This is a genomic window from Coprococcus phoceensis (assembly GCF_900104635.1).
Taxonomy (GTDB): Bacteria; Bacillota; Clostridia; order Lachnospirales; family Lachnospiraceae; genus Faecalimonas; species Faecalimonas phoceensis.
In genome coordinates, this window is the sequence record NZ_FNWC01000006.1 from 323,891 (window position 1) to 340,488 (window position 16,598).

The window sequence follows — 16,598 nt, forward strand, 5'->3', positions numbered from 1 at the left end:
CTCATTTATAGATATATGAATGAAAATGGAGCAAGTGTTGGAACGGAAGCGTTGGGTGATTTTAATCAGTTAATTAATTTTGTTCATTGGAATACGGATATGTATTATTCTACTGGCGGCGGACAAAGTGAAGTTCTGAAATTTGTGACACATGGAGTTGGAGACTTGGCTGCACCGGATCGCGCTTTGTTGGGAGCTTTGATGCCGGGGGTTGCAGACTGGCGAAATGTAAATGATTTCAATGAAGGAGAGAGAGTATTTTATAGAAATAATCTTCCTACAAAATACTTACAGCATTTTGATTTATTAAAATGGGATGTAAATAAAGAAGCAATGTTCTCGGATAATGTGAAAACAAAGGTAGAGGGAGACTACACTTTGGTTTATAAAGATGAGAAGTTGTTGGCAAAAATCAATACAAGCAATTTAAAAGCATACCATGAACAGTCCGGAAATCCGGTTGCACCAAAGAGTGCAGAAATTTTTATTCCGTGGAGTCCGGAAGTGGAAGATAAAATTTATTGCTATAATGATGTAAATGGAACAAGTACATGGAGCGTTCCAAATAGTTGGGAAGATGTAACAACAGCACAGTTATATCAGCTTACAGAAAACGGAAGAAGTTATGTAGGTGAAGTGGCAGTACAAAATGGACAGGTAACATTGCAGCTAGATTTGTCGATACCTTATATTTTGGTAAAAGAGAAAGCAGCACAGGCACATCGCTATAATGCGGATGGCTCTGTAATGAAAAAAGACGGAGCAACTGTAATGCTTCCTACATCGGAAGAACATCCTTGGGGATATGGAAGTGCAATTGAAAACTTTGGTTTCTCAGGAAAAACATTTGATGGTTGGGAAAAGACTGTAACAGAAGGAACAAAAGAGCAAATTACAATTGACACAACTATTACAGGCACAAAAGGAAATGCTCGTGTAATGTTTGCAGAACAAGTAGCAGGCTCGATTTCGCAAAACGTGACAGTGGAATCGGGAAAAACATATTCATTCTCGGCATGGACAATGGCAGAGGGAATACGTTCTCCGAAATTAACTGTGAAAGCAGGAAAAGAAGTTGAGGAAGCAAGTGTTGAGACAACAGCAGGAATTCCGATTAAGGTGAGACCGTCTAAATATAATGGGAAAAACTATCAGAGAGTTAAAGTTGATATTACTATTCCGGAAGGTGTAAAAGAAGCAACAATTAGTTTTTCGGCAGAAGCAGGAGAACAGCCGGTATATGTAGATGATTTCCGCTGCTGGGAATGGCTTACAGCGCCAAAAGCAGAAGAAGAGGAATATTATTACTTCGAAGATTTTGAAAATGTGGATGAAAACTGGGGACCATTTATTTCTCAGGTGGGAGGACAGCCATGGACTCATTTAGCTTACAAGAATCCGGAAGGCGGTCAAATGAAATATTATACATTGGATAATGTAGATGGAACAGAGGATGAGGACAATCTCGTTTCACTGAAAGGTCGCCAGACCGGTACTGGTGTGCTTATGCGTACACTTCCTAGCACGATTGATTTTAAACAAGGAAATAAATATGTGGTGCAAATGGATCATGCAACTTATCATGAGCAATTAGAAGCAGAAAGCGGAAAACATGTAGGATACAATTATCCGTTGGAAAAATCATACTTTAATATTGATGATGTTGGGGTCAAAAGCCCCTCTATAGTACCTTGAAAAGTTCATATATTTTGTAGTAAATACAAGCCTAAATGGTTTACTTGCTGTATAATAGAGATATCTTAGCAGGAAAGAAGGTAATCTCTATGTCATTCAAAGAAAACGCTTACCAGCAAATGTCATTTACAGATAGTTGTTCTGGATTAACTGCCAGAGAACAAAAAGCACTGGAAAAATCCTGGGCAAAAGTCTTTGCCGATGAAATATTTCCTGCCATTGATGAAAAGCGTTTTTCTGTCTTATACAGTGATAAGGCATCCAGACCGAATACTCCGGTTAACGTGATTGTTGGTGCACTCATTATTAAAGAGCTTTTTGATTATTCCGATGATGAGATGGTTGAAAATCTTATGTTGGATTTTCGGATTCAGTACGCACTGCACACAACAAGTTTTGAAGAACAGCCTTTGAGTGACAAAACATTGAGCCGTTTCCGTAAACGGTGTTACGATTACGAAACGCTTCACAACAAGGATCTCTACCACGATTGTGTGAAGGAGTTAAGTACTTCTATTGCAAAACTGATGGGGATCAGCGGTAAAGTCAGACGTATGGATTCCATGATGATCGAATCCAACATCCGCAAACTTAGCCGGATGGAGCTGATATACACCTGTATCGCAAAGCTGGCGATGTACGTGAATAAAATCAATGTCTCTGCTCTGCCTGACGATTGAAAACATTATATTGATCCGAATGACTTTAACAAAGTGATCTATCATCAGCGAAGTACTGATACAGATGAGCGCATGAAGCAGTTCTTAACGGATGCAGATAAACTTCTTGCCTTGTGTGAGTCTGCTTACAATGATTGAACAGAGTATGATCTGTTTGTCAGATGTCTATCGGAACAGACTATTGTTGAAAATGAAAGCCGAAGACTTCGCATGAAAGAAGACGGCGGCATGAAATCAACCATGCTACAGAATCCTCCTGACCCTGAAGCAACTTTCAGGAATAAAGCAGGAAAAGAGCATCGAGGATATGCTGCCAATCTTGAAGAATCTGTTGGAACTAATGGTTCTGTTGTAACAGAGTACCAGTATGAGCAAAACAACCATAGTGACAGTCAATTTATCCAGGAGCACCTTGAGCAAATGGATAAACAGAAAGAACGGACTGTTATAGCCACGGATGGGGCATATAGTGGGATAGAAAACACACAACTTGCAGCTGATAAAAATGTAGAACTGATTACCACAAGTCTGACAGGGAAGCCGGCTCCGGATATCCTTGCGGATTTTGAATTCAACGAAGAGGGAACAAAAGTCCTCCGGTGTACTGCGGGTCATGAACCGAAAAGCTGTTCTTATATGAACCAAAGCAATCAGTGTGCCGTTTCCTTTCGGCATGAGCAGTGTGTCAGCTGTCCATATCGGGATCAATGCAAGCCGAAGATCTTTAAGCAGGTTGCAAAAATAGTAACATCCAAAGCAGCACATGAACGCGCGAAAATCCAACGGAACATGAACAGCGAAGAATTCAAAAATTATGCAAGGCTTCGTAATGGGGTGGAAACTGTTCCATCAAATATACGCAGAAATTACCATTTGGAAAAGATACCTCGTATGAATTTTTCAAGGTGCTATAGAAATAGGAGCAAAGTTCTTTATGGTTTTGACCCCAACATCATATTGATGTGAGACATGCAAATGGAGAAGTGATTGAATCTCATCCATTGAAACCAAGTACAATTACAGGCGAAGGATTCAATGCGAGACCGTCAACAGAAGTGTTAGAGTTTGAAGTAGATGCGACAAATGAAACGGGAATTTATCTGACACTGAGCAGAAATGCAGAAGGAAGCAGCGATGCAAGAGCAACATTTGTACTTGATAATATCCGAGTGACGGAGGTTACTACAGAACCAGAACCATCTGTAGATAAATCAAACTTAGAAGCTTTAGTTGCATATGCAGAAAGCCAAAAAGAAAAGGCAGAATATGAAGATGTTGTGGATGTAGTGAAAGAATTGTTTGAAAAAACACTTGCAGAAGCGAAAACAGTATTAGAAGACACAAAAGCAGAGCAGTCAGAGGTGGATGCTGCTTATGATGCACTTCTTGCCAATGTACACTTGTTAGGATTTACAGGAAATACAGAGGACTTGGAACTTGCATTAGAACTAGTAAAGACAACAAATACAGAAGGGAAAACGCCAGAATCTGTACAGGTATTAAATGATGCAATTGCAAAAGCAGAAGAGATTATTGCGTCAGGAAATATACTTCAAGAAGAAATTGACGCTGCAAGAGAAGCATTACTTGCTGCAATAAACGGATTAGAAGACATTGTTTTGGCAGATAAAACAAAATTAAAAGATTTGTTGGAAAATTCTCAAAAATATGCAGATAGAATTGATCAGTATACAGAGGCAACAGCTGATGCCTTTATGGCAGCAAGAGCTGCGGCACAAAAAGTATATGATACTGTTGAAGCAACACAGGATGAGGTAAATGCGGCATATAATTCACTTCGTCAGGCGATTTTTGAACTGAGAGAGATTCCTGATAAGAGTAAGCTGGAGGATTTGATTAACGAGGCGGAAAAGATTGATATTGACAAGTATACAGATGAGACAGCAGAAGCTTTTACTGCAGCACTGGCAAATGCAAAATCAGTATTTGAAAATAAAAATACTTCTGACGCAGAAGTGAAAGCGGCAGAAAAGATGCTTCGTGCAGCAATTGATGGTTTGCAGGAAAAGAAAGTTGATTCGCAAAAACCGAATGCAGGTCAGGAGGAAAATGATAAAACACCAACAACAGGAGATACAACAGGAGTGTCGGTTGTTGTGTGGATGATAACTGCTTTAGTAATTGTTATTGTAATCAATGCGAAAAAAAAGAAAATTAAATAAAATTTATTTTTGAGTAGGTGGCCTCGATATTGACAGTGCGTTAATATCGAGGCTGTTTCATTTTAAAGAGTTTACAGATTTGATTTTTTTGTCTAATAATTGTTCTTGATGTTTATATACTTTTATCATGTTTTGGGGCGAACCGTTTGAATAATAATTTTTATTTCTCATAAATTCAATCTCCTTGATTGTTTACCTAACGTATTATTATACTATTGTATAACTGAAAAGAAAAGGAACAAAGAAAAAATGGTATTTGATATAAAGCAAAAATTTTGAATTTTATTTGACTACTCTGGAGAGAACGATACTGATAAAATATACGAAAGGAAAATACCATGAAAAAATAATTTATAGAAGATATATCAGAAAAAATTAAAGGCAAAATAAAAGGAGATATTGATAAATTGCAAGAAAAAAATCAAAGATTACCTAAACTAGTGGTCATCTTAGTAGGTAATAACCAAGCAAGTAATGCGTATGTTAAAGGAAAAGTAAGGATTGTGAGGAAGTTGGAATACTCAACACTACTTTGAGATATGATTATATTTCAGAGAATGACCTTTTATCTAAAATACGAGAATTAAATACGGATGATACTGTTGATGGAATACTGGTACAGTTACCACTGCCGGAATATATTGATTAAAAACGTGTGCTTGAAACAATTAGTCCGCTAAAAGATAAAAGATGTGGACGGTTTTCATACGCAAAATGTGGGTAAATTATATATCGGAGATAACACGTTTGTTCCTTGTGCGCCGAAAGGAATTATCCGAATTTTAGAAGAAATTGGGTTAGAGAATCCTCAAGGGAAAAAAGCTGTTGTTTTGGGAAGAAGTGAGACAAGCGGATATTGTGGTATCTGCTATGGGGCAAGCAAAGTTAGTGAAAAAAGAATGGTTAAAGCAAGGAACAGTTGTTATTGATGTGGAAATGAACCGAGACAAAAATGGAAAGTTATGTGGAGATGTGGAGTTGAATGATGTAATGGAAAAAGTTTCATATATCACGCCTGTTTCAAAAGGTGATGGATTTGTAACAAGGGCTATGTTATTGGAAAATATCATGCAGGCATATAGTGGCAAAATGAATAAGTAGTCATAGTGGGAATTTATGTGCTGATTCCAACTAATTATTGCTACGTCAAACTGTTTGTTTGGCGTAGCGATAATTGATTTTATAAGAAGCATAATCATTTCAAGATGTGTGAAAGGCTATTTAAAGGAGTGCATCCTGTTTTGAGGGAAGCTCCGTCACTGTAGCCCTCTTCGCGATCTTTCAGTTCCTGAATTAAGACGCTTCTAAGGTATGCAATCCGTTCTTGATATTTGGTATCGTTGATTGCATTATGCTCTTCTCTTGGATCTTTTTCTAGATTAAAATATTGTTCTTCATTTTTTTCACTGTACCATATGTATTTATCTGTTTTAGTTACGATGAACTGAGAAGATAAGCTAGAGTGAAAACTATGTTCGCCGTGGAGAAATTCGCGTTCGTTTTTCTCTTCTCCAAGAATTTCAGGTGCAAGTGAAAAACCATCCACGCTGTCGGGAATTGGAATGCCGGCAAAATCTAAGATTGTAGGCATGATATCCCGTAATTCTGTGAGTGTGTCGCTTCGGAAAGGTGTAATGTTCTGAACATTTTTTCCGACGTGCACAAGTAAAGGAATGTGTGTGCTTCCTTCATAAGGGAGTGCTTTTCGATAGAAGTTATTATCAAAAAGCAATTCTCCGTGGTCTGCCAAAAATAAGACTATAGTATTGTTATAGTCGCCTGTTTCGGCGAGTGCGGTGAGAATGCGCCCAATTTGGTGATCCACATGTGTGATGCATGCATAATATCCGGCCATTGCAAGGCGGCGTGATTCGGAATCATTGCAGCCAAAAATAGAATCTTTTATAAAACCGTACTTTTCGGTGAGGGTAGGGTCTACCCAATCTCCCTGTGCCGGAGCTCGCAGTTCCTTGTCTCTATACAAATCAAAATAGGTTTGTGGCGGATCGAAAGGCTGGTGAGGACGGACAAAAGAAGTCATTAAAAAAAATGGTCTTGTTCTGTCGCGGGTTTGCAAAAAACGGATGCTTTCGTCTGCTGTCCAGTTGGTGGGATGCAATTTTTCGTCATAGATCCAAGGATGCACAATCCAGGAGTTACATTCCGGCCCAGTTGAGGTAATGTCAGCATGTTGTCCGAGCTTGTCTTTTAAGTAATAGAGATAGTCGTCTGTAACCTCTTGATGCTGATGATGCGGAATGTTTTGACTGCGATAATGCCCGAGATATCCATCGTGGAGTTTGAGACCTTGAAAGCCGCAGTGCTTTCTTGCGGGGTGCACATGCATTTTTCCAATACATTCTGTCTGGTAACCGTTTGAGCTGAATTCCTCTGCCATCATATGTTCGTAATTCCAGTCGATTCCATCCTCATAACCGACGCGACCGTGCCCTTCCTGACTCTTCCCGGTAAACAGTGCCACTCTTGCCGGAATACAACTTGGACAGGATGAGTAGGCATTATCAAAAGAAACGCCCTGTGCAGCCAGACTGTCAAGGTAAGGAGTTTTTACATCTGGGTGTCCGGAGTACGATAAACAGTCCCCACGGAATTGATCGCACATAAGAAGTAAAATATTAGGTTGTGTCATAAAAGCATAAATCCTTTCTATAAATATAATAAAAATCTTCTTATTTAATATGATAAAAAGTTTTTGTCGGAAAAGCAATCTTTTTGAGTAATTAATCTAAAAATATGGATGGAAAAGCAATATATATAAAATATAGAGCAAAATTCGTATAGAAAAAATGACGGTAGTGGTGTAAGATAAATATCAAGAAATAAACAGAATGAACAATTAAGGAGGAAATTGTTATGAAAATGAAAAAAGTTGTAGCTATGTTACTTTCAGTGGCTATGGTTGCATCTATGGCAGTTGGTTGCGGAAGCAAAGACGATAGTAAAGATGCAAATGAAGATGGAAAAAAAGTATTAAAGTTTGCTGCTTTTGAAGGTGGTAACGGTACTGAAATTTGGGAAAATATTGAAAAGGCTTTTGAAGAATCTCACGAAGATGTAGACGTTCAGTTAGAGTTATCTTCTGAATTGGACAAGGATCTTACAAAAGATTTCCAGAATGGAGATATTCCGGACGTTGTATACTACAACTTAGGACAAAAAAGCGGTTTCACAGAGACGATGTTAAAAGAGCATGCAATCGCAGATATTTCAGATGTGTTTGATGATGAACTGAAATCCAAGTTGGTTGGTGGCATTACAGAAAATGCTGCAGCTCAGCCATATGGTGACGGAAAAGTTTATCTTGCACCGATTATCTATACACCAACAGGATTATGGTACAACAAAGACATGTTTGGTGAAGGAAAATACACACTTCCAACAACATGGGATGAGTTCTTTGCACTTGGTGAACAGGCAAAAGAAGATGGAATTGCATTATTTACATATCCACAACCAGGTTATTTTGATGCAACAATGTATCAGATGTTAGCTCAGGCTGGTGGAATGGAATTCTACAACAAAGCTGTTAACTATGATGCAAACACATGGACATCAGCAGAAGGAAAACAAGTTATTGATACAATTGCTAAATTGGCTTCACCAGAATATTTATGGTCAGATACAGTTGCAAATGCAAATGCTGACGGTGGATTCAAAATTAATCAGCAGGCAGTAATTGATAATAAGGCATTATTTATGCCAAACGGTAACTGGGTGATTGGAGAGATGGCAAACTCTACTCCGGAAGGATTTAACTGGGGAATGATGGCACCGCCGAAATTTACAGCTGATCAGGAGAATTATATCTACACATTTACAGAGCAAATGTGGGTACCGGCTGAAGCTCCTAACATGGAATTAGCAAAAGAATTTATCAAATTCATGTACTCAGATGAAGTAGTAGATCTTATGTTAGCTAACAAAGTTGAGAATAAAGAAACAGGCGAAAAAGTCGCAACACCGATTGTGTCACCAGTTCTTGGGGCATCTGACAAATTGGAGGATGGTGTTGTTAAAGATACATACACATTAGCATCTTCAGAAGGATATAATGCAGTAGCTGGTACTTGGGCAACAACAAAAGCTATCGATGGCTTTGATATGAAAGGGACAGTATACGGAGCAATTGATGCACTTAACACTGGTGACTTAACAGCAGACGCTTATCAACAACAATTGATTGATGCATGGACAAAATGCTTAGAGAATCTTCAATAATTAAGATAAGACTCAAAGTAAATTTTGAATGTTTATTAAAAGCGGTGAGTTCCAATAACTCACCGCTTTTCTAGGAGAAAGAGGAAGATATATGAACAGAAAAAGCGCAGAAAGAAAATTTATTTTTATTTGTCTTGCTCCAGCAGTTATTTTAGTATCTCTGTTTATTTTTATCCCTACAGTCAATGTATTTAGAATGTCATTGTATCGTATGGGAGGTATTACAAATAAACAAACATTTATTGGATTTGAGAACTTTAAGACATTAATGGGAGACAAGAACTTCTTACAGGCGATGCAGAACTCTATTTTGATTATTGTTCTTGTGACAATCTGCACAATTGTGCTTGCAATTTTATTTGCAACATTATTACAGAGAGGAAACTTTAAGGGAAACAACTTTTTTAGAATTATTTTTTACATTCCTAATATTTTAAGTATAGTTGTTATTGCTGGTATTTTTGGAGCGATTTATAATCCGACTACTGGTTTGTTAAACACATTTTTGAGAGCAATCGGGTTAGATGCCTTGGCGAGAAACTGGATGTCCGAATCTAACATTGTAATCTATTCGGTAATTTTTGCGTTGGTATGGCAGGCAATCGGTTATTATATGGTTATGTATATGGCAAGTATGGCTGCAATTCCACCGGATTATTATGAGGCGGCATCGCTTGATGGTGCAACAGAACTTCAGATGTTCTCTAAGATTACATTCCCGTTGATTTGGAGCAATATCCGTACAACACTTACATTCTACATTATCAGTACAATCAACTTGAGTTTCTTGTTTGTTCAGATTATGTCAGATGGTGGACCGAATGGAAAAACAGAAGTATTCTTGAACTATATGTATAAACAGGCATATGGAAATGGTGCATACGGATACGGAATGGCAATCGGTGTAGTAGTATTTATCTTCTCATTTGTATTATCAGGAATTGTGAATAAAATTACTGACCGTGAAGTATATGAATTTTAGGAAGGGAGAGCGAAAAGATGAAGAAAAAACCAGGAAAAATTATATCTAAAATATTAATCTATGTAGCTCTTTTTGCCTTGGCAGTTTCCATTATTGTGCCAGTTGCATGGGTATTTATGGCGAGTTTGAAAAAAAATGCAGAATTCATTGGTGGAGATGTAAATCCGTGGGCTTTGCCGAAGACGTTTCATTATCAGAACTTTATCACGGCATTCCAAGATGCAAACATGGGAACTTTCTTTTTGAATTCTGTAATTGTAACAGCAATTGCATTGTTACTGCTGTTGGTGCTTGCACTTCCGGCATCTTATGTACTTGCAAGATTTAATTTTAAAGGAAGAAAATTTTTAAACGGTGCATTTATGGCGGGACTTTTTGTAAACATCAACTACATTGTAGTGCCGATTTTCTTGATGTTAAGTTCTGCAAACAGAGCGTTGGGAGTAGAGTTCTTTTTGAATAACCGTTTTATTTTGGCAGTTATCTATGCGACAAGTGCCCTTCCATTTACGATTTATCTGTTGAGTGGCTACTTTAAGACACTTCCAAAAGGATTTGAGGAAGCCGCTTACATCGATGGATGTGGTCACTTTAAGACGATGACAAAGATTATGATTCCAATGGCAAAACCAAGTATTATTACAGTAATCTTGTTTAACTTCCTGTCATTCTGGAATGAATATATCATTGCTTACACATTGATGGATGGTAATGACACTCTTGCTATGGGACTTAAGAACCTGATGGCAGTAGAGAGAACAGCAACAAACTATGGTATCATGTATGCAGGTCTTGTAATCGTTATGTTGCCAACGTTGATTCTGTACATTTGTGTTCAGAAACGTTTGACAGAGGGTATGACTCTCGGTGGATTGAAAGGTTAGGAGGTAGATGAGATGAATAATGCAGTAAGAAACATTATTATGATTATCGTATTTGTTGTCTGCCTGGCTCTGATCATTATTGGACAAAGAAATATCTCAGTCTCAGGTCTTGTGATGGAACTTGTTGGACTTGTTGGGCTGCTGACTCTTTTGTTCGTATACAACCACAGATATAAATAGAGATTATGATAGAAAGACACCGGATTATGATTGTCCGGTGTCTTTTTGTAACTCTTCATTTTGTCGGTAGGCATTTGGCGACATGCCTGTCTCTTTTCGAAAAACCTGGGAAAAATAGGATTGGGAAGAAAAGCCGATGGAAGCTGCAATTTTGGAGATTGGATAATTGGTTGTAGCAAGTAAATGTTTGGCTTCAACAAGTCTTCGGTTAATCAAATAATTGATTGGAGACACTCCCTTATAGTTTTTAAATGCATGAACAAGATAATATTTGTTCAAATAAGTGAGATCACTCAGCGTCTGAAGTGTAATATCTTCCATAAAATGCTCATCAATATATTGTTCGACAAAACGACATTCTTTTGTAATCTTTTTTGTTGGTGTGAATGACAGCTGTTTCTTTGTTCTTCTAACCAATGTTAATACAAGCGCCTCCAATAAATTTTGGCAGACAGTTTCGAAATACTCTCCTTTATTTTGAATCTCCCGAAGAAGTGTCTTTAAGTAAAAAGAGAATTCTTCTTTATATTCATGAAAATTATGCAGACTGTAATCATAGGTGGTGTCAAGATTCCCATCTTTGAATTTCAGGCCGTTGATTCCAAGTGCGATATACTCAAGTGGTCTGCCTTTGCTGCCCAGCTCTGTATGAGAAACATTTGGGTTGATGATGACGAGGTCATCTTCTTTGACCGGAAATTTTTTATCCTCCACAAGAAAATAGCCACTGCCCTGAACGACATAGAATAATTCTGTAAAATGATGCGTATGGGCAATGCTGTGCCAGTCTGTATCATATCGAGCTTGAGTGATATATAGTAAACGGATATTCAGTTTTTCAAGTTCGGTCTCCTCAAGACCATAACGTCGATTGCTCATATAAATCTTCTCCCTTGTATTTTAGGCGTTTTTAATGATATTATATCTTATAGAATTCTAGAATGCAAAGAAAAAGTGTAAATAATACAAACATAGAGATTAATCAGATAAAGATTTTTAAAGACATTTGTACTAGAATAAAAGATAGAAAAGAAATTGGGGTTTGGAGGTCTTAATCATGAAAAAACCAGTATTAGTAATTATGGCAGCAGGAATGGGAAGCAGATATGGCGGATTAAAACAGATTGATCCGGTGGACGAGCAAGGTCATATCATTATGGATTTCTCAATCTATGATGCAAAAAAAGCGGGATTTGAAAAAGTAGTATTTATCATTAAAAAAGAAAATGAGGCTGATTTTAAAGAGGCTGTCGGAAAACGTATGGAAGAAGTAATGGAAGTGTCTTATGTATTCCAGGATTTACATAACTTGCCGGAAGGATATGAAGTGCCTGAAGGACGTGTGAAACCATGGGGAACAGCACATGCAGTATTCAGCTGTATCGATGAGATTGACGGACCTTTCGCAGTAATCAATGCAGATGATTACTATGGAAGAGATGCATTCCAGAAAATTTATGACTATCTGTCAACACACGAAGACGATGATAAATTCCGTTACACAATGGTAGGTTATCAATTAGAAAATACATTGACTGAGAACGGTCATGTGGCACGTGGTGTCTGCACGATGAATGAAGCCGGAGAACTTGTGAGCGTTGTGGAAAGAACACGCATCGAGAAAAAAGGAGACGGAGCGGCGTACACAGAAGATGAAGGAGAGACATGGACAGAACTTCCAAAAGGAAGCATTGTTTCTATGAATATGTGGGGATTCACAGCAAGCATCCTTCAGGAGATTAAGAACGGATTTACAGCATTTTTAGATGAAGGACTTAAGACAAATCCTTTGAAATGTGAATACTTCCTTCCGACAGTTGTAAGTAATCTGCTTGCAGAAGACCGTGCAACAGTGGCAGTTCTGACATCAGCAGACAAATGGTACGGAGTGACATATAAAGAAGATAAACCGGTTGTAGTGAATGCGATTAAAAATATGAAAGAATCAGGTTTGTATCCAGAGAACCTGTGGGGAGAAAAATAATGGGAAGAATTTCAGATAGACAAATAGATGAAGCAATTGCAAATTTTAGATTTGAAGGGACATTGATTGAACAAAGACCATATGGAAACGGACACATCAATGATACATTCCTTTTGACATTTGATATCGGGGAGATGGGAAGACTGCGCGTGATCTTACAGTGCATGAACAAATCCATTTTTACAAAACCGGTAGAACTTATGGAGAATGTTTTAGGAGTGACTTCTTATCTGCGCAAAAAGATTATCGAGAACGGTGGAGACCCGGAAAGAGAGACTTTGAACGTAATTCGCACTGTAGCAAACAGACCATATTTTGTGGATTCACAGGGAGATTACTGGAGAGCATATAAATTCATCGAAGGGGCAACAAGCTATGATCAGGTAGAGACACCGGAGGATTTCTATCAGAGCGCAGTTTCATTTGGTAATTTCCAAAGACTGCTTGCAGACTATCCGGCAGAGACACTTCACGAGACAATTGTAGGCTTCCATGATACAAAAGCAAGATTTGCTACATTCAAGAAAGCGGTAGAAGAAGATGTGTGCGGACGTGCAGCATCTGTACAGAAAGAAATCGATTTTGTACTTGCACATGAAGACGTTGCAAATGTATTCGGAGATATGCTTGCAAATGGAGAACTTCCACTTCGTGTTACTCACAATGACACAAAATTGAATAACATCATGATTGATGACAAGACAGGAAAAGGTATCTGTGTGATTGACTTAGACACTGTTATGCCAGGACTTGCAATGAATGACTTTGGTGATTCTATCCGTTTTGGTGCAAGCACAGCAGCAGAAGACGAGCAGGATCTTTCAAAAGTATCTTGTGATATGGAATTGTTTGATGTGTATGCAAAAGGTTTCATTGAAGGATGCGGCGGCAAATTGACACAGAAAGAAATTGAAATGATGCCGATGGGAGCAAAAGTAATGACATTTGAATGTGGTATGAGATTCCTTACTGACCACCTTCAGGGAGATACATACTTTAAGATCCACAGAGAGAACCATAACCTTGACAGATGTCGTACACAGTTTAAACTGGTGGAAGACATGGAAGCAAAATGGGATACAATGCAGGAAATTATTAAAAAATACAATTCATAACAGAAAAAATGTTTTGAAACAAAATAGTTGTATATATTAGAGTGAAGTATTATAATAAAGGGCGGGAGAAAAACTCTCGTCCTTGTTAACAAGATGATTAAAAGGAGGATACAATTATGACGATTTTAGTAACAGGTGGAGCAGGATATATCGGAAGCCATACATGTATTGAACTGATCAGTGCAGGATATGATGTGGTTGTAGTAGACAATTTATGTAATTCTTGTAAAGAAGCGTTAGACCGTGTGGAAAAGATTGTCGGAAAGACAATTAAGTTCTATGAAGCAGATATTCGTGATGCAGAAGCGATGAAAAATATCTTTGAGAAAGAAGATATTGATGCAGTAATTCATTTTGCAGGATTGAAATCAGTAGGTGAATCTGTAGCAAAGCCATTAGAATATTATGATAACAATATTGCAGGAACTTTGGTGCTTTGTGATGCGATGAGAAATGCAGGCGTGAAGAACATTATCTTCAGCTCTTCTGCAACAGTTTATGGAGATCCTGCATTCGTACCGATCACAGAAGAATGCCCAAAAGGACAGTGCACAAATCCATATGGATGGTCAAAATCAATGCTGGAACAGATTTTAACAGATCTTCATACAGCAGATTCAGAATGGAACGTAGTATTACTTCGTTACTTCAATCCAGTTGGAGCACATAAGAGCGGAACAATCGGAGAGAATCCAAAAGGAATCCCAAACAACTTAATGCCATACATCACACAGGTAGCGGTTGGCAAATTGGAATGCCTTGGAGTGTTCGGTGATGATTATGATACACCGGATGGAACAGGGGTACGTGATTACATCCACGTAGTAGACCTTGCACTTGGACACGTAAAAGCTTTGAAGAAAATTGAAGAAAAAGCAGGAGTGAAAGTTTACAATCTTGGAACAGGAAACGGATACTCTGTACTTGATATGGTAAAAGCATTCGGAAAAGCATGCGGAAAAGAGATTCCATATCAGATCAAGGCGAGAAGACCTGGCGATATTGCATCATGTTATGCAGACCCAACAAAAGCGAAAGAAGAACTTGGCTGGGTAGCAGAAAGAGGACTTGATGAGATGTGCGAGGATTCTTGGAGATGGCAGTCAAATAATCCAGAAGGATATGCTGAATAAAATGTGAGACACCACGCGGTTTGAACCGACCCCCAAAAGTCTAACTTTTGGGGGTCACCTCAGTTGCGTGGTGTTTTATATTCTATGCAAGGAAGCTGCATCCTGTGTAATAAAAGATGCTTTGCAAGGAGCGCTTTAAAAGTTCTTGCAAGCCAGAGAGTTCAATGATATGATGAAAAAAAGCATTATATTTTCTATTTATTCTAACCGGAATCTAGTACATTTCATATAGCGGATTTTAGAAAAATCCGTCCTTTCAGAAAATTCATGCTTTCAATTCACAAATTTTACAAGCAGGAGTTTTCGAGGAAGGAAATCTCCTGAACAATTTCATAAGAGGAGGTTTTATACGGAAACGTCGGCGACAGACCGATGGTTGCCTACCACTATATTGAGGGTTATCAGCCACAGGCTTACAACCTGACAAAGACCTTGAGCAAGAATGAAGCAGAAAATGTATTTACATTCGTATATAGCCGGTTCCGGAGGATACGGTGACAACTGAGACAGAAGTGATCACAAGACCGGACGGAACGACAGGAACCGCAGGCGGCAATGCCGGACAAAATGTGGGAACAACAACCGGTGGAAATACAGCAAACGGAGACGCGCAGGGCACAACAGAAGTTCCGGACGAGGATGTTCCACAAAATGTAGTAGATTTGGACGATGAAGATGTGCCTTTGGACAACAAAGATCTGGATCGTCCGGGAAGCACAACAAACCGTATTCCAATCTATGCAACAATCGCAGTGGCAGCAGCAACTGCATTGGCGGCAGCCGGATTTGTATATGTGGAACGATTTAAAAAGAAATAAGACATTCTAAAGGGAGAGACCAGATGAAAAAACCAATTGCAGCGACGGTGTGCAGTGTCGTGGGAACAATTCTTCTGGCGCTTGTCATTGTCGTATGTATTCCGCTGACAGTTCCGCGGATTGCGGGGTATCAGATCTACACAGTGATCAGTGGAAGTATGGAGCCGGCAATTCCGACAGGCAGCCTTGTATATGTAAGAAATACGGCTCCGTCCGGAATCGAAAAAGGTGATGTGATTGCATTTTACGGCTCTTTAGAGAATGGTTCAATCATCACGCACCGTGTTGTGTCAAACAACAGTGTATCCGGTGAGTTTGTCACCAAAGGGGATGCGAATGCAAAAGAGGATATGGAGCCGGTAAGCTATGAGAACTTCCTTGGGAAAGTCACTTTGAGTGTGCCGGTGCTTGGCGGAATACTGGCGGCGGTTGTTACTGTTCCGGGAAAAATCGCAGCGGGGAGTATGATTTTGCTGGCGCTGGTGTTACATGTGATTGCCGGGAAACTGAAAGGGAGTTCAAAGGAGCAATAAGATTCAAAACAGGTGAAAATGCTTTGATAAAGAGTATTTTTACCTGTTTTTTTGGTGTATATTTATGCGGTGTGGCAGTAGGAGATAGATAGTGACTCATACAGTGGTTTAAAAAGTGAATAAAAATTGTATAAAATTTTCTGGGAAAACAGTCGACAAAAGTAGAAAAATG

At 38.6% G+C, this 16,598-nt stretch carries 15 protein-coding genes and 2 pseudogenes; 15 read left to right on the forward strand and 2 right to left on the reverse strand.

The features are described from left to right. The first annotated feature begins 15 nt into the window (after positions 1-15). The 6 genes and pseudogenes from BQ5364_RS02475 to BQ5364_RS18250 all read left to right on the forward strand — a co-directional run bounded on the left by BQ5364_RS02475 (position 16) and on the right by BQ5364_RS18250 (position 5,659). Positions 16-1,695: a glycoside hydrolase family 101 beta sandwich domain-containing protein gene (locus BQ5364_RS02475; RefSeq protein ID WP_136017785.1), complete on the forward strand. Its 1,680-nt coding sequence runs from the start codon at positions 16-18 to the stop codon at positions 1,693-1,695. An 89-nt stretch (positions 1,696-1,784) separates the two neighbouring features. After that, positions 1,785-2,375 (forward strand): transposase, encoded by a 591-nt coding sequence (locus BQ5364_RS18235; RefSeq protein WP_235837111.1) that lies wholly within the window; start codon positions 1,785-1,787, stop codon positions 2,373-2,375. 210 nt (positions 2,376-2,585) lie between these two features. Then, on the forward strand, positions 2,586-3,341 hold the full coding sequence (locus BQ5364_RS18240; RefSeq protein WP_071143563.1) for a transposase: 756 nt from the start codon (positions 2,586-2,588) through the stop codon (positions 3,339-3,341). A gap of 35 nt (positions 3,342-3,376) precedes the next feature. Continuing rightward, on the forward strand, positions 3,377-4,558 hold the full coding sequence (locus BQ5364_RS02490) for a hypothetical protein (protein ID WP_235837112.1): 1,182 nt from the start codon (positions 3,377-3,379) through the stop codon (positions 4,556-4,558). 407 nt (positions 4,559-4,965) lie between these two features. After that, positions 4,966-5,207 (forward strand): annotated as a pseudogene (locus BQ5364_RS18245) (tetrahydrofolate dehydrogenase/cyclohydrolase catalytic domain-containing protein). A 67-nt stretch (positions 5,208-5,274) separates the two neighbouring features. Further along, a pseudogene (locus tag BQ5364_RS18250) lies at positions 5,275-5,659 on the forward strand (hypothetical protein). Positions 5,660-5,753: 94 nt separating this feature from the next. On the opposite strand, the gene BQ5364_RS02500 reads toward BQ5364_RS18250, so the two are convergent. Further along, a complete protein-coding gene (locus tag BQ5364_RS02500) occupies positions 5,754-7,208 on the reverse strand; it encodes an arylsulfatase (protein WP_022250986.1) in 1,455 nt (484 codons plus the stop codon). A 224-nt stretch (positions 7,209-7,432) separates the two neighbouring features. Here BQ5364_RS02500 and BQ5364_RS02505 point away from each other — a divergent pair, with 224 nt between their 5' ends. From BQ5364_RS02505 to BQ5364_RS18055, 4 genes are all read left to right on the forward strand, one after another. Next, entirely contained in the window at positions 7,433-8,797 is a 1,365-nt protein-coding gene (locus tag BQ5364_RS02505; RefSeq protein ID WP_004612969.1) for a carbohydrate ABC transporter substrate-binding protein, read from the forward strand. Positions 8,798-8,888: 91 nt separating this feature from the next. Then, positions 8,889-9,779, forward strand: a complete 891-nt coding sequence (locus tag BQ5364_RS02510; RefSeq protein ID WP_004612968.1) for a carbohydrate ABC transporter permease — start codon at positions 8,889-8,891, stop codon at positions 9,777-9,779. A 17-nt stretch (positions 9,780-9,796) separates the two neighbouring features. Continuing rightward, positions 9,797-10,663, forward strand: a complete 867-nt coding sequence (locus BQ5364_RS02515; protein WP_004612967.1) for a carbohydrate ABC transporter permease — start codon at positions 9,797-9,799, stop codon at positions 10,661-10,663. 12 nt (positions 10,664-10,675) lie between these two features. Then, complete coding sequence (locus tag BQ5364_RS18055) at positions 10,676-10,843, forward strand: DUF6903 family protein (protein WP_004612966.1); 168 nt, start codon at positions 10,676-10,678, stop codon at positions 10,841-10,843. A gap of 24 nt (positions 10,844-10,867) precedes the next feature. Here BQ5364_RS18055 and BQ5364_RS02520 read toward each other — a convergent pair whose 3' ends face one another. Continuing rightward, positions 10,868-11,722: an AraC family transcriptional regulator gene (locus tag BQ5364_RS02520; RefSeq protein ID WP_004612965.1), complete on the reverse strand. Its 855-nt coding sequence runs from the start codon at positions 11,720-11,722 to the stop codon at positions 10,868-10,870. 178 nt (positions 11,723-11,900) lie between these two features. Here BQ5364_RS02520 and BQ5364_RS02525 point away from each other — a divergent pair, with 178 nt between their 5' ends. The 5 genes from BQ5364_RS02525 to BQ5364_RS02545 all read left to right on the forward strand — a co-directional run bounded on the left by BQ5364_RS02525 (position 11,901) and on the right by BQ5364_RS02545 (position 16,426). Next, the gene (locus BQ5364_RS02525; RefSeq protein ID WP_004612964.1) at positions 11,901-12,827 is read left to right on the forward strand and encodes a nucleotidyltransferase family protein; all 927 of its coding nucleotides are present in this window, start codon (positions 11,901-11,903) and stop codon (positions 12,825-12,827) included. Further along, on the forward strand, positions 12,827-13,942 hold the full coding sequence (locus BQ5364_RS02530) for a phosphotransferase enzyme family protein (protein ID WP_004612963.1): 1,116 nt from the start codon (positions 12,827-12,829) through the stop codon (positions 13,940-13,942). The genes BQ5364_RS02525 and BQ5364_RS02530 overlap by 1 nt, the downstream gene beginning before the upstream one ends. A 116-nt stretch (positions 13,943-14,058) precedes the next feature. Beyond that, positions 14,059-15,075, forward strand: coding sequence for a UDP-glucose 4-epimerase GalE (gene galE / locus BQ5364_RS02535; RefSeq protein WP_004612962.1), 1,017 nt, complete (start codon positions 14,059-14,061; stop codon positions 15,073-15,075). Positions 15,076-15,569: 494 nt separating this feature from the next. Further along, positions 15,570-15,893, forward strand: coding sequence for a hypothetical protein (locus tag BQ5364_RS02540; RefSeq protein ID WP_071143565.1), 324 nt, complete (start codon positions 15,570-15,572; stop codon positions 15,891-15,893). A gap of 23 nt (positions 15,894-15,916) precedes the next feature. After that, positions 15,917-16,426, forward strand: coding sequence for a signal peptidase I (locus tag BQ5364_RS02545; protein WP_071143566.1), 510 nt, complete (start codon positions 15,917-15,919; stop codon positions 16,424-16,426). Positions 16,427-16,598: the final 172 nt, after the last annotated feature.

Bases quoted from the DNA above. Each gene is read 5' to 3' on its own strand.
- BQ5364_RS02475 (WP_136017785.1), top strand. From the start codon at position 16: ATGAATGAAAATGGAGCAAGTGTTGGAACGGAAGCGTTGGGTGATTTT.
- BQ5364_RS18235 (WP_235837111.1), top strand. From the start codon at position 1,785: ATGTCATTCAAAGAAAACGCTTACCAGCAAATGTCATTTACAGATAGT.
- BQ5364_RS18240 (WP_071143563.1), top strand. From the start codon at position 2,586: ATGAAAGAAGACGGCGGCATGAAATCAACCATGCTACAGAATCCTCCT.
- BQ5364_RS02500 (WP_022250986.1), bottom strand. From the start codon at position 7,208: ATGACACAACCTAATATTTTACTTCTTATGTGCGATCAATTCCGTGGG.
- BQ5364_RS02505 (WP_004612969.1), top strand. From the start codon at position 7,433: ATGAAAATGAAAAAAGTTGTAGCTATGTTACTTTCAGTGGCTATGGTT.
- BQ5364_RS02510 (WP_004612968.1), top strand. From the start codon at position 8,889: ATGAACAGAAAAAGCGCAGAAAGAAAATTTATTTTTATTTGTCTTGCT.
- BQ5364_RS02515 (WP_004612967.1), top strand. From the start codon at position 9,797: ATGAAGAAAAAACCAGGAAAAATTATATCTAAAATATTAATCTATGTA.
- BQ5364_RS18055 (WP_004612966.1), top strand. From the start codon at position 10,676: ATGAATAATGCAGTAAGAAACATTATTATGATTATCGTATTTGTTGTC.
- BQ5364_RS02520 (WP_004612965.1), bottom strand. From the start codon at position 11,722: ATGAGCAATCGACGTTATGGTCTTGAGGAGACCGAACTTGAAAAACTG.
- BQ5364_RS02525 (WP_004612964.1), top strand. From the start codon at position 11,901: ATGAAAAAACCAGTATTAGTAATTATGGCAGCAGGAATGGGAAGCAGA.
- BQ5364_RS02530 (WP_004612963.1), top strand. From the start codon at position 12,827: ATGGGAAGAATTTCAGATAGACAAATAGATGAAGCAATTGCAAATTTT.
- galE (WP_004612962.1), top strand. From the start codon at position 14,059: ATGACGATTTTAGTAACAGGTGGAGCAGGATATATCGGAAGCCATACA.
- BQ5364_RS02545 (WP_071143566.1), top strand. From the start codon at position 15,917: ATGAAAAAACCAATTGCAGCGACGGTGTGCAGTGTCGTGGGAACAATT.